The following is a 12844-nucleotide window of genomic DNA, read 5'->3' as shown; positions in this document are numbered from 1 at the left end:
ACCTCAATCAGCTGGGTAATCTGCTTCATGGAGAGGAGCAATTTGTCTCAGCCGATGCCGGCTACCAAGGAGCGCCACAGCGCGAGGAGCTGGCCGAGGTGGATGTGGACTGGCTGATCGCCGAGCGCCCCGGCAAGGTAAGAACCTTGAAACAGCATCCACGCAAGAACAAAACGGCCATCAACATCGAATACATGAAAGCCAGCATCCGGGCCAAGGTGGAGCACCCGTTTCGCATCATCAAGCGACAGTTCGGCTTCGTGAAAGCCAGATACAAGGGGTTGCTGAAAAACGATAACCAACTGGCGATGTTATTCACGCTGGCCAACCTGTTTCGGGCGGACCAAATGATACGTCAGTGGGAGAGATCTCACTAAAAACTGGGGATAACGCCTTAAATGGCGAAGAAACGGTCTAAATAGGCTGATTCAAGGCATTTACGGGAGAAAAAATCGGCTCAAACATGAAGAAATGAAATGACTGAGTCAGCCGAGAAGAATTTCCCCGCTTATTCGCACCTTCCCTGAATGCCAGTGAAAATAGTATTAGGCAGAAGGTCGATTGTCTTGCTTTTAACATCGTAATTATTAAATGAATCAGCTAATACACCTAGTTTAAAAGCGAGCGTCCGTATTTTTTCTGTATTTCCAAACTCAAGATGATTGGCTTGATGTTTAAGTGATCTGATTTTATTATATATATATTGTGTGTTTCTTTCACTTAATCTGACCTGCATAAAACTCTGGCGCATGTATTCTTCAAAAAGGTTCTGGAGCTCAAATAATTCTTCAATAATAGAGGTTAACTTATTTTTAGGTTCAAAGAACATTGAGTCTTTATTTTTAATGTTTGAAGCCAGTGAAATGATTTCATAAAGAGCATCGGTAAGCAGATGAAGTGGTTCAACTGTTTTTATAATGCCTTTTTCATTCCTATAAATCATAATGTAAGGCTGGTGACGTGAAAATAAATCCTGCAAGACATCTTGTGACACTGGCGTTGTAATGAAGAAAATAAGTCCCGGCTTAAGATCTTTGTTTTTCAAATGTTCTAATTTATCAATAAGTAATACTTTCCTAATCCCGTTCGCTAGAATTAGTCCGAATTCAGTTCGATAAAGATTCCAATTTCGCTTTGTTGATGTAATAAGGGATAAATCATAATTAATATTTACGAGGTTTTCATTGATTGTCGTAATTAAGTTATGAATGTAATTGTTGTGATAAGTGGCATAACTCATAATGCCAAACTTACTTTTGAGTTCGTTGATGTGTTCGACAAGTGTTTTCAAGTACGTATAAGTTGTGCTTTGAGGAACTTTTTGGAAATTGTAAGATGACCACTCTTTAGCTATATCATAGATAAAATCGCATTCTTGTGATTCAAGGAACTTAACCAAGCGATTTCTGGAACTTTTATTGCTGTTAAATTCTTCTTCAAATCTTTCGAGCTTTCTGCAAAAAATATGAACCGACAGGCAATGGCGACGTTCCTGCTCTAATAATTGATCATCCAGGAAAATCTCAGTATTTTTGTTACGACTGAAGATAGATATGGGGGCCATTTCCATTAGCTCTAACGCATTGAAATCATAAAATCTGCTCATTTATTTCGCCTGCATAGTAATTTTAATCACTAAAAGCTATTAAGCTTTTTCCTTTTTTAAACATACGAAAGCCTTTAGAAACACGATTTATACTAACGGGGCATCTAAATTCGTGATCTGTTCAATGTATTCAAAAGAGTATTGAACGCCTCATATGATATTTTCGCTCTGAAAGCGATTCCCCTAGCTTCATTAAGAGCCTTTCTTCCGGAAGCAGATTCAGGCGATTTAAGGTACTTTAAAAGTAACTTTTCAATCTCTATAGTTTTGTCATTCTGAAGTAACTGAGAGGCCATGATGGCTCCGAGCCTAAATTGAAGCTGAATATTCACTTCTTTGTGAAACTCCAGGTGCTGACGGTGGCGGTCAGCCAGCTGGCTTCCACGGACCCTGGCACGATACAAACGCATATAGTCGGCCATTTCGGCGGTATGGCGTTGACGATACCGGTTCTTGGCTGCATTGACTACATTGCGGTTATTCAATTTATACAACCGGTTTTCGCCAGCTACGCACTGGCGGCAGCGAGTCTTATGGCCATCCTTACTTTTACGGTCAATTCCGAAGTCTAACAAGCTCTTCAGAGTCTTGCATTTTCGGCACAGCTTACTTTCAACGAGTTCAGTCATGGGTATATTATGAATTGAAGTACTTCCCGAAAGTATACCCAATTCGACTATCCATTACAATTAAACGTTTTTGGGTTAACATAATCCACGTTATACGCACTTATAAATCAATGGGTTACGTTTTACTTCTTGGATTACGCACTGGCACGGGATTTGGGATTTCCATGATGATTTTCCTGTGGGCAACCTGCATTATCACCATCCAGGACATAGGACGGGCTTACCCCGTTCTTACCTAATCATTTTAGGTCCTTCGTTACTAGAAAAATTTTTTAAACTCATACAGATAGACCGCCATAGGTACCAGCGGAACTATCTGTACCATTACTGAACTAAAAATAGATGAAAAAACATGCAGCCAGTACCGTGACGCTAATAATTGAAAATAAGTTAACTACGATGGAAATAAAGCTTTTTTTCATCATGGTCAAGGTTTCGGCTGGTGTTTCATCGAGTGCTTTGCCAGATTTATGGTCATCATAAATACGCCTTGAAGTTACAAGCTTATCGTGATGTTTATTCACTTGCTTCATCAAGAGGTGAATGACTAAAATCATAAGGGCAATGTAGATATACTTATCTTTACTTAGTGCGTCAATTATTTGATGTGCCTGATTCTCGTGCATAAAAATATCTCCTTGTTTGATTAACTGTGAAGTAGATAAAATAGATACCCAAAAACAATAGTGGATAGTGCTAACACCACACAATTAGCAATGTACCAGATCAATGTTTGGAACTTAAGTCGCCGGATCATTTCAGGTTCTTCACCGCTTGAGAAAGATCCTCTACCTTCACTGACTAACTTATCAGCATTTTTAAAATGCTGATAAGTTGAACCAGCACGGAAAGTAAGCCATGCCATACCTAACATTATGAATCCAAATAAATAAAATGCTTTTTCTAAGTAAAAATCTACCGCTGATACAACATCCAGATTTTCCATTTGGTAATTCTCAATATTGTTGGTGAGTTAAAGATTTTTTTGTTGGCTAACTGTCTGAAAGCCCTAATTATGGTCATTACAATCCAACCAATTAACAGGTTCCCCAAGAAACCGTGTCAATGCTGCTTTAGCGTATTGTGGCTTAGTGTAATATCGAGGGAACCAGCCATCGAAATTTTGTGTTCCATTGCGGCGGTATTCAGGTTCGACAGACAGTCTACATCCCTGACCGTGAGGCGAAATGAAAAAGGTGAACCCGTCAATCGAATCAGAACTCAACCGGCTGCATGTCATTGGAAATCCTTCATGATTTAACTAACCAGGCATTGCACTGGTAATCTGATGCTCCACACTCCGCATTCGAGGATTTTGACGTACAAAGTCTCTGACGCCCGAGATGCAAGCTTTGATGATTATATCAAAGTGAGGCTGCGCCTCCGATACCAAATTTCCCGTATTATCCAGTAGCAATATGACCCCTAGCGATTTTACAAGCTGGTACTCAACTGTCGACCGGTCTAGGGCGATCTGGAGCATGTAAATAGTTTCCCCGGATACATTTCCGTCTATTCCAATCACGGTTGCCGTGCAAGCTGCCTGCTCCTCTGGGTAGTGAGGTGTATAATAGTCATACCAGTAATCGGACTTCACCGATTCTTTCCTCGATTGCAGGTTTTTAACAGGCCATTTCACCCAGACAGATGACATATTCTCTGAAACCAGTGAGTGCTGTAACGCGGTAAGGGGGTTATCAAATTCGCCCATGGACCATAAGGTCTCAAATTCTGCTTGAAAAGTAGATGGGTCTATTACAGCAATAAAATCGAACTGGTCCTTATTAATTTTAGACGCTCGCTCATCCATATAGAAAAGACCAAGTCTGTTCCCTTTATCACTTCTCCAGGTGGCCCCTGCTGGTTGATAGTCCGTATTTATAAATGGTCGAAGTTGCTGGTCTTTGTGCAGAAAGATAAACGATGGGGCCAGTGTTCTATTCGCGTTCTTAACTGGGTTAACATATAGGCGCTCACCTGCGCTGAGGAGTTCAATGATCGACTTTGAAATGACAACATCTACAGATGGCGTGCAGGGGTTAACGCCCTCCTCCACTTGATGTACTAAATCCCCATCCGGACCCGGAATAACGTCTCGCAGACACGTTGGGCAGCGCTGAGTTTGTCCGGGTAAAATTGGCCACGAAAGATGTCCATCGTTATTAAGCGCAATTTTCAATAAAGGATGTTGTCTTGTCATCGCGGTCACCCCCTGCTTTTCGTCTTTTGAGGTTTCTGGTTTTGCTGGCGCCACTCCCAGGGGGCAACGGGATTCGGATCTACCCAGAGGCCTTTAACTGCTTTCTGCGCTGAAGCTTCGAATTTCAGATAGTTTGGGACGATGGCATTACCGTCAAACCGGTATACCCATGCATAGCCACTGTCTACCATTGAGGCGTTTATGTCATAACCATCAAGCCAAATGGTTCCCAGCATCCTGCCGTAAATATCAGGTCCGTGGTCTATTACCGTAATATTCTGTGCAGCAATCGCGGAGCTCAACGCTTGTTTAGCCTTTTGTCCAAAGGCCTGCTTACTTTCGGGGGCATCAATACCGTACAAGCGGATTTTGATGTTTGTATTCTGACCATCGAGCGCGGTGATTGTGTCCCCGTCGATAATTTTTACCACTTTCGCTTCAAATGATGATTGGGTAGCAAGAGTTGCCACCGGGAAAAGGACGATTAATGTCGGCAAAAGTAACTTTTTCAAAAGAGTCATACGTTCTCCCTGAATTAGATGGTTCGTAGTAACAAATAAGTCGTGTGATTTGACGCGCTTATTGTACCAATTAGAAACTCGGCGATTTTCTGTTAACGGAGGCAATTTGAGTGGATAAAAATTTTAATACAGGAGATGAAAATAAAGGCCTTTAACAAAAAATTGAATTTTCACCGCGTGGTAGTCTGAGAACCTAAATTAATCACATTTCACGGAGTAAGGATGTACAACGATAGAACTGAGCCTGCAATAACAGCATTGCTTAATGATGAGACACCTTCCTCTATCCATAAATTACTGGTGCAGGTTGCAAGCATCTACGACGTGAAGGATTTGGCTGAGCAACTTAATGCTGCAACCGGCAGCGAATGGTCGAGGGGAACGCTTATTCGCCAGATTAAAGGTGCAGTTAATGAATGCCAAATCACCCAGGAAGGATATCGTTATCTTCGAACGTTGCTCCCCTCTCGGCCAGCGGACTATGACCAGAAGTTTTTCCGATTTATTGACTTGTTTGCTGGGATCGGTGGCCTCCGGAGTGGTTTTGACGCCATCGGCGGGAAATGTGTGTTCACCAGTGAGTGGAATCAGTTCTCCCGACGGACTTACAGTGCAAACTGGTACTGTGACGAGACTGAGCACCATTTCAACTCAGATATCCGGGACATTACACTCAGTAATCTTCCCGATGTTTCGGATGACCAGGCCTATGCTTCTATCGATGCATCCATCCCAGACCATGATGTTTTGCTCGCAGGTTTCCCATGCCAGCCGTTCAGTATTGCCGGTGTCAGCAAAAAGAACTCCCTTGGCCGAAAGCACGGCTTTGAATGCGACACCCAGGGGACCCTTTTTTTTGATGTTGCCCGGATCATCCGAGCCAAACAGCCTGCCATTTTCGTTCTGGAGAACGTAAAAAATCTGAAGAGTCACGATAAAGGCAATACGTTCCGCATCATCATGAATGCGCTTGATGAGCTCGGCTACGATGTTGCCGACTCCGATGCTCACGGAGCAAAGGACCCCAAAATAATTGACGGTAAGAACTTCAGACCTCAGCACCGGGAACGTATCGTGCTGGTCGGTTTCCGCCGTGATCTGAAACTCAATGATGGCTTTTCGCTAAGTGGTGTATCCGCTCTTTATCCTTCACGACGGCCAACCCTTAGGGAGCTGCTGGACGCTGAGGTCGATAGCCGTTACATCCTTTCTCCAAAGCTCTGGGAATACCTTTATAACTACGCTAAAAAGCACCAGGCAAAAGGCAATGGATTTGGCTATGGTTTGGTAGATTCATCAATAGAAACAGTGGTTTGCAGAACACTCAGCGCACGCTATTATCGGGATGGATCTGAAATTTTATTAGACCGGGGATGGGATTTTAGCATAGGCGAAAAGCACTTTAATGATCCTGTCAATTTGGCAAGGCGCCCACGCCGTTTAACCCCGCGAGAATGTGCCCGCCTTATGGGGTTCGAGCAACCGGGAAAAGTTACTTTTCGCATTCCAGTCTCTGATACGCAGGCCTATCGCCAGTTCGGGAATTCGGTCATCGTCGACGTATTTGCGGCCGTGGCCAGTTTGCTTCGGAGCCGTATTGAGACTGCCGTTTCGGCTCGGCTCAAGGGAGAGTTTGAAGCGGCATCATAGTCATTCTTCTGTGTGATTTAACAGGGTAACGTAATGGTTTAATTCACAAAATATTAACATTCACGCAGATAAAACCTGGGCAGGAAGAGTAAGCCTGCTTCAGTTATCGCCTTCATCAGGAGGTACTGATGACGTATTTTGATTCAGCTGAAGATCTTACTATTACAAAACAAAGGGCTCTCCAAGAGCTTGCTAAACATGGCGTTGAGGCCAGCGACATCAACGTGTTTTTTTCCGAGTTGGGTGAGAAGGAAGAGTACAACGCGCAGGATGTATTGAGATGGCTGGGCTATTAGTCTTTTAAATTTCAGGAGGTCCCATGGGCCAGAAGTTTGCAGTATTTATTGCTTACGATGACGAACCAAACACGAAACGATACTCGGCTGAATTTCAGACGCAGAACGAGTATGTAAAGGGATGGCAGTCGGCCCTAAAGAAAGCACACCACACGTCCGGGCAGAAATCTGTGATCACCTGCGGATGCCGGGGCAAAGGCGCAAAGCGTCTGTACGTCCGGTCGCTACCAAACAGTGATACCTTCATATTGATTAAGGCTGCAAATACCGGCACTGAGCATGATCCATCGTGCGTGTTTTTCGACCTTGATGCCAGGCATACGGGGTTAAAGGGTTATGCCAGCAATGTTGTACGCATCAACAATGAGGGGACCATGTCAATACGCCTCGGAATAGGCATGACGGAGAAAGATCCGCCGGAAAAGTCAGAGGTTCCTACCCCGCCCCAAATCCAGCGACCTGAAGGTGGACAGGCTTCAATGACCCTGTCCGGACTTCTGAGTCTGTTGTGGACTGAAGCCGGTCTTAATGTCTGGTATCCGAATATGGCCGGGAAGCGAAATGATTCGCTGGTTCGCTACCGGATGTTGGACGCCGCAAAGCAGGTCAAATCAGGTAGAGCGTGTATTGGCGACCATCTCTTTATCGGGGTGGCGGACTCTAAAAGCAAAGTGGCCAGTGAGCAGGTTAAGCTGTTGTCGTCCGCAGAACTGAGCGACAAGCGACTGCTGCTGCTATCAGTACTGCCGCGCTATGACGCAGAAAAGCATGAGAAGCCACTGAAGTTTCTTCCTATGCGTAACTTCGGCGGTATGCCCCTTACCTTCTTTAACTCAGACGGGCACTGGGATAGCGTGAAGCGGCGATTCCCACTGGAATATGCAGCCTGGAAAAATGGTGGCAAAGTTGTTGTTTTTGCACTTACCTCTCCCGTATCTGTGACCACTAGAGGTCTCTCTGCACGAGCTCATCAGATAGTGCTTATGCTGGTGAGTGATAACTGGATACCTCTGGACTCCTCATACGAAGCGATTGTATCCCGTAAACTGGATGCCGAACACCGGCACTATGTTAAGCCTATGCGGTATGACGCAAGTGCGAGCGATGTATTCCCCGATTTTTATTTACTTGATACCCGGAGTGATAAGCCGTTCCCGATGGAGGTTTTCGGAATGTCGACACCAGCCTATCTTGCGCGAAAGGAACTTAAGAAGGCGTATTACAACCAGGAATATGGGGCCTATGGATGGTGGCACTGGGATGCTACGGAGAAGACGGAATCCCAGGATCTCCCTCATTTCCCTGAAGCTAAAAAATACAATTCACCCGAATCACAACCTTAAAATGGGGTTAAAAATGGCGTACATACTTTCGATGAGTGAACAGGTTAAACTGAAAGCGTTTTTGGCGGCAGTACTCGATGACTATAAGCTGGGAGCTATTTCGCAGCAGCAAGCTGTTGGCGGGATCACTAGCCTGGTTGATGCTCTTGAGATCAGTGACTCGGGGAAAATCAGCCAAATGCTATCGGAAGGACGTAAACTCCTCCGGACGGGATAAAGAGCCTACGGGCGCCAGGAATTTAAGTTTATAGCAAATTCCTGGCGGGAGCAGTTATGTCGTCTTTTTGTTTCGCGGTTTTGATGCCCCTGGGGATTTAGGTTTGATAGCAACTACGCCGGTCATAGCTTCGGTAAGCTGCTTGATTGTTCCTCGTAAAGACTCTGCAATGGTCTTTTCCGCATTGAGTGTCGCTTCCATGGACATCATCTGATTCCTGAGCTGCTGAAGCTCTTCTGTCAGATCTGTTTGGACCTTTTTGGACACCAGGTTCTCATCAGCTAAGCGTTGTGCTTCAGCTCGTAGTTGTTCATTCGTCCCTTTAGCTGTTGAGAGCTCCGACCGGACGAGCGTCAGGGCCGTGTCCTTTTCGGCTAAAGATGAGCTCAATTCAGAGGCATGGGATTGTGATGAAGAAAGGTCCTGTTCAAGCTGACTGACACTGGACTTTAAATCAGACACGGTCCGTTGTAAGTTTTCATTCTGGCTGTTGAGGGCGGTCAGCTCTACCTGCTGCGCTTTATTTTCATCATTAAGCTGCTTCTGATACTCCTGCTGCGAGGCCAGTTCCTGTTTGCGCTCACTCAGTTGCTGGTTCAGTGTCCCTACTGTCTGCTGTAAAAGCTGGATCTCGTTTTGGGCATGCTGTAATTCACTTTGAGTTCCTGCCAGAGTTTCTTCTGCTTCCTGAAGTGAATCTTCTAATTTACTGGAGAGTTCACGCTGCTGCTCCAGCAGGTTAATCAGGTTAACTTTTTCGTTATTCAGGACTGTAGCCTGTTCTTTCGACTGTGACAGTTCTTCCAGAATTTCAGCATTCCGGTGCCGTAACTGAGTAATTTCTGCCTTCGCAATTTTCACGCTATCACTCTGGATAGCCGTATAGCTTAAGCGGAAGTACCAGGTGATAAACGCAGTAAAATCACTGAATGCATCTTTAATCTGGTCAGGGATTTCAATCGCGCGTGCTTCTTCGGGCACCTCGTCCACGTATTGCTTGTAGGCCGCCAGCATCTCCTGAGCCCGGGCAAAAGATCCCCCCATTTTATCCCGCAGCCAGTGGGCTTTGAAAAACTGGTCGAGGTTTTCGGTGCTGATGCTCTTATCGAGGCAGATTTGTTCAATCTCGGTGAAATATTTAACCTTAGCTATTGACGAGTAAGGGGAATTCTTCAGTAACTCGGGGCTTAGAGGGGGCGTTTTTGGAGTATCTTCACTTAAACTGGACGCTGTCTGTTCATCCCCGTTCATCAAATTTACATTGTCAGTCATCATTCTTATCCTTTGGCCGGGATCTGGTTGGCAAAATAAATGCTAATCAGGTCATTCAGTGCGTTATGCAGGCTTTCACACTCAACTGAGATATGGACGTTACCATTTTCGAACAATCGGCACTTCCAGCCCTTCGGGTCGGTAATGTCACCCGTAAAATCGGTTTTCCGTAAGACAGCAAGCCGATCGTACATGTTCATTCCACTGCCGACAGGCGGTGTTGCTGCATTGGAGCAGATGCAAACGATATTCTCAAAGTCGTTTAAATAGAAGAGATTATCCTGAGAAAAGCCATTATATCTCATCATGTTCGAGTCGGGAAAAATGCCGCGTAGTACCAGTTTTTTTGGCATCACAAATTGCTGGGCATTAGTTTTATACCGGCGATCAAGCTGGCATAGCAGATCAACAAACCCTTCAGCAAGTGTAATGCTGCGCATGGCAACTGCCTGGCGCAATGTACTGCGGATTACGGTTAACGACGCAATTGGCGGAGCGTTCCGGAGAGACTCACGGAACTCTGCCCGCTGGTTGTGATTCCAGAATCGGTCAATACCCGTTTCTTCAAAAAGATTGTTCCATGTCTTACGGTCTATTTGCTGTCGCCCTTCCTCGATGCTTGCGGCCAGGGACGCAGGAAGGCCAAAAGCATTAGGGGCCATAATTTTGCTGTTAAACAGTGAAAACCCGCAAATTGCTGAGGCTTCGGCAATCAGCGTCATGCCGTCCAGAAATTTTTGCATAGCGGCATCACGACTACTGGCGAGTTGTTCGGTACGGGTACTCAACTTCAGTTCCGGCTGCGAATTCATGCTCATTTCACGATCCTTTTCCCACTGTTTTGGCTGAGAGATTTTCACTGGCCTATCCACCTCTCTCGTTAAAAAAATACTCGTAGCGTCATATATAGTGAAGCCTTTACTAGTGACTAATGATGAAAAAGATTAGCACACAGATGTCGGGTGACCAACAACCCGCAACCCGTTAAGTGGCGATCGCATCCCCTGAATGCACAACCATTGCGTTATATGACTGATTAATAAGGGTTTTAGCCGCAATTACACTATGGGGGGTGCTATTTGAACGATGGGATTTACCGATAATTAAATCCCATAGTACATAAAGTGAGCTAAAAAAGGCCAATAAGCGTGACACCGTCACCTCGCGAGGTTTTTTTATGGTAACTAGTTATTAGTAAAGGCATGACTAAATGTATAATGGGATAGTTGTTCGGGCCTCCTCTTTGGTCGTTATCACGGATGAGGGGCTGTTACGACTGATAGACAGTGATTGCACACATTGGGCTAAGGGCAACAAAATGACGGCGTCGCGAATTACACACCTAATAACGTCCTGTACCAAAGGTAAGCACTTCCAGTGCGGCTCCCGTGCGGAACTGAGCATCCGGGCCGGAGAGACACCTGAAGAGGCTATGGCCAGTTGGGCAGCGACCATAAGACGGTCGCAAAGTGCATCACCGGTACCCGCCCTATCGCTCTATACTGGGAATCACTGGTCAACGGCAAAAGAGATTTTACGGACGACGGAAAACCTGGAGTTGTGGGTGATCTCTGCCGGGTTGGGTTTTTTGAATAGTCGGGACCTCGTCGACGTATATGAAGCCACCTTTCATAATTTACCGTTCAGTCACCGCCATTGGTGGCGGGAATTAACAAATACATTCGGGAAGGAAAGATCGGAGAATTCCATAGGGACGTTAATGGAAGCCAGGCCTACTGATGATTACGTGATCGCTGCCTCCCCAGTTTATATCGCTGCGGTTGAGGACGATATCCTGGCAGGAGTAGGTAAACTAAATAATCCCATTGCCCAGTTGACCGTTGTAACATCTGGGGCATATTCTGGGGGGCTGGAACCCTATTTAATTCGTAGTGAATCCCGCATGATGCCGGAACTTTCAAGCAACATGGTATGTCTCAACATCAAACTCGCGCAATATATCATTAGTAGTCAACGCATTTAGTCTATGGCTGAAATAGATAAAACAGAGGGTTTTAGAATTGAAAGCGATTATCCATGTTAATTCGACAAATGACAGTATTACTATCCAGCTATGCGGAGTTGGCGCTACTGAGGTACAGGCCAGAGAGAAAGCATTTGGCAACGTAAATCGCGTTGTTAATGTCTCCAGTCAGCAGTATCAGGGCGGACAGTGTGTCACAGCATCTCAAGAATTTATAGATGCCTACAATGTAGAACCTGTTTGGGACTCACGATTTGATGAGACTGGTAAGGTTGTAAATAGCCTTAATGAAGACTCACATCAGTTTATTGTTGATTTTTTGGAAAGTCTGTTTATTGATGAAAATGGCGAACTGAATTGCCGTGTGAAATCTGTACAGAATGAAACTTCTGATAAAAAAAGATTAGTAAATGAGTCTTCGGCATTTAGACATGCTATGGATATCCACTATAAATATGCTTCAGCGATCAAACCTGATACTAGTCATTAACTCTCTTCCGCCTCGTTTTGTATCTCTTACTTCATAAACTGGCGTAAAATATTAAAACAGTGTACTATCATTCCGTATCCTTTTAATTTCAAAATCTCTAAGTGAGGCCATATGTCCGAAGCACTAAAAGCATTAAACAACATTCGTACTCTTCGTGCGCAGGGCCGTGAACTGCCATTAGAGGTTCTTGAAGAACTGCTGGAAAAATTAAGCGTTGTCGTAGACGAACGCCGTCAGGAAGAATCTTCCAAAAAAGCTGAGCAGGAAGCACGTCAGGAAAAACTCGATTCCCTGCGTAAATTAATGCTTGAAGACGGAATCGATCCTGAAGAACTTCTGAGCTCTTTCTCTGCTAAATCCAGCGCACCAAAAAAAGCTCGCGATCCGCGTCCGGCGAAATATTCGTTTACCGATGAAAATGGTGAAACGAAAACCTGGACTGGCCAAGGGCGCACCCCTAAAGCGCTGGCTGAGCAGCTCGCGGCCGGTAAGTCACTGGATGATTTCCTCATCTAAGTAAAAGAACATCACAAACAGGTCACTTTAAAAGGGCTATTTGCAAACTAAGGTTGGAATTCCATCATTCTAGCCTTAGATCTTTGAGCAAGTGAAGTTGCTCACTTGGTTGGATTTTAC

The 12844-nt window shown here is 44.9% G+C and carries 16 protein-coding genes; 9 read left to right on the top strand and 7 right to left on the bottom strand.

All coding sequences use genetic code 11. The features are described 5' to 3' along the window. On the top strand, nucleotides 1–377 hold a 377-nt coding region (locus tag OH663_RS24240), incomplete at its 5' end, for an IS5/IS1182 family transposase (protein WP_044819649.1). A gap of 131 nt (nucleotides 378–508) precedes the next feature. Here OH663_RS24240 and OH663_RS24235 read toward each other — a convergent pair. Next, entirely contained in the window at nucleotides 509–1606 is a 1098-nt protein-coding gene (locus tag OH663_RS24235) for a hypothetical protein (RefSeq protein ID WP_040115229.1), read from the bottom strand. Nucleotides 1607–1944: 338 nt separating this feature from the next. Between OH663_RS24235 and OH663_RS24230 the strand changes: the two genes are divergently transcribed. After that, complete coding sequence (locus OH663_RS24230) at nucleotides 1945–2178, top strand: hypothetical protein (protein ID WP_263525898.1); 234 nt, start codon at nucleotides 1945–1947, stop codon at nucleotides 2176–2178. 389 nt (nucleotides 2179–2567) lie between these two features. Here the strand turns inward: OH663_RS24230 and OH663_RS24225 are convergent, their stop codons facing one another. The 4 genes from OH663_RS24225 to OH663_RS24210 form a co-directional block, all read right to left on the bottom strand. Then, nucleotides 2568–2861: a hypothetical protein gene (locus OH663_RS24225; RefSeq protein ID WP_016246546.1), complete on the bottom strand. Its 294-nt coding sequence runs from the start codon at nucleotides 2859–2861 to the stop codon at nucleotides 2568–2570. Nucleotides 2862–2881: 20 nt separating this feature from the next. After that, complete coding sequence (locus OH663_RS24220; RefSeq protein ID WP_016246547.1) at nucleotides 2882–3181, bottom strand: hypothetical protein; 300 nt, start codon at nucleotides 3179–3181, stop codon at nucleotides 2882–2884. A gap of 315 nt (nucleotides 3182–3496) precedes the next feature. Beyond that, nucleotides 3497–4435, bottom strand: coding sequence for a hypothetical protein (locus OH663_RS24215; RefSeq protein WP_015062961.1), 939 nt, complete (start codon nucleotides 4433–4435; stop codon nucleotides 3497–3499). Nucleotides 4436–4440: 5 nt separating this feature from the next. Then, entirely contained in the window at nucleotides 4441–4956 is a 516-nt protein-coding gene (locus OH663_RS24210; RefSeq protein WP_015062960.1) for a thermonuclease family protein, read from the bottom strand. 222 nt (nucleotides 4957–5178) lie between these two features. Between OH663_RS24210 and OH663_RS24205 the strand changes: the two genes are divergently transcribed. The 4 genes from OH663_RS24205 (at nucleotide 5179) to OH663_RS24190 (ending at nucleotide 8462) form a co-directional block, all read left to right on the top strand. Further along, on the top strand, nucleotides 5179–6606 hold the full coding sequence (locus OH663_RS24205; RefSeq protein ID WP_015062959.1) for a DNA cytosine methyltransferase: 1428 nt from the start codon (nucleotides 5179–5181) through the stop codon (nucleotides 6604–6606). Nucleotides 6607–6734: 128 nt separating this feature from the next. Then, nucleotides 6735–6902: a hypothetical protein gene (locus tag OH663_RS24200; RefSeq protein WP_016246550.1), complete on the top strand. Its 168-nt coding sequence runs from the start codon at nucleotides 6735–6737 to the stop codon at nucleotides 6900–6902. Nucleotides 6903–6925: 23 nt separating this feature from the next. After that, a complete protein-coding gene (locus tag OH663_RS24195) occupies nucleotides 6926–8245 on the top strand; it encodes a DUF1173 family protein (RefSeq protein ID WP_032610439.1) in 1320 nt (439 codons plus the stop codon). A gap of 13 nt (nucleotides 8246–8258) precedes the next feature. After that, nucleotides 8259–8462, top strand: coding sequence for a hypothetical protein (locus OH663_RS24190; protein WP_024191726.1), 204 nt, complete (start codon nucleotides 8259–8261; stop codon nucleotides 8460–8462). Between the two features lie 54 nt (nucleotides 8463–8516). Here the strand turns inward: OH663_RS24190 and OH663_RS24185 are convergent, their stop codons facing one another. Further along, on the bottom strand, nucleotides 8517–9737 hold the full coding sequence (locus tag OH663_RS24185) for a coiled-coil domain-containing protein (protein WP_032610436.1): 1221 nt from the start codon (nucleotides 9735–9737) through the stop codon (nucleotides 8517–8519). 2 nt (nucleotides 9738–9739) lie between these two features. Then, the gene (locus OH663_RS24180; protein ID WP_015062955.1) at nucleotides 9740–10552 is read right to left on the bottom strand and encodes a DUF4942 domain-containing protein; all 813 of its coding nucleotides are present in this window, start codon (nucleotides 10550–10552) and stop codon (nucleotides 9740–9742) included. 500 nt (nucleotides 10553–11052) lie between these two features. Between OH663_RS24180 and OH663_RS24175 the strand changes: the two genes are divergently transcribed. The 3 genes from OH663_RS24175 (at nucleotide 11053) to OH663_RS24165 (ending at nucleotide 12724) form a co-directional block, all read left to right on the top strand. Beyond that, nucleotides 11053–11718, top strand: coding sequence for a DUF6884 domain-containing protein (locus OH663_RS24175; RefSeq protein ID WP_040113341.1), 666 nt, complete (start codon nucleotides 11053–11055; stop codon nucleotides 11716–11718). Between the two features lie 37 nt (nucleotides 11719–11755). Then, entirely contained in the window at nucleotides 11756–12208 is a 453-nt protein-coding gene (locus OH663_RS24170) for a hypothetical protein (protein WP_040115233.1), read from the top strand. Between the two features lie 111 nt (nucleotides 12209–12319). Further along, a complete protein-coding gene (locus OH663_RS24165; RefSeq protein ID WP_040115235.1) occupies nucleotides 12320–12724 on the top strand; it encodes an H-NS family histone-like protein in 405 nt (134 codons plus the stop codon). Nucleotides 12725–12844: the final 120 nt, after the last annotated feature.

This window comes from Citrobacter sp. Marseille-Q5395, from assembly GCF_947057495.1.
In the GTDB taxonomy this organism is placed as follows: Bacteria; Pseudomonadota; Gammaproteobacteria; order Enterobacterales; family Enterobacteriaceae; genus Citrobacter; species Citrobacter murliniae.
This window is presented reverse-complemented; position numbering and strand designations above follow the sequence as displayed.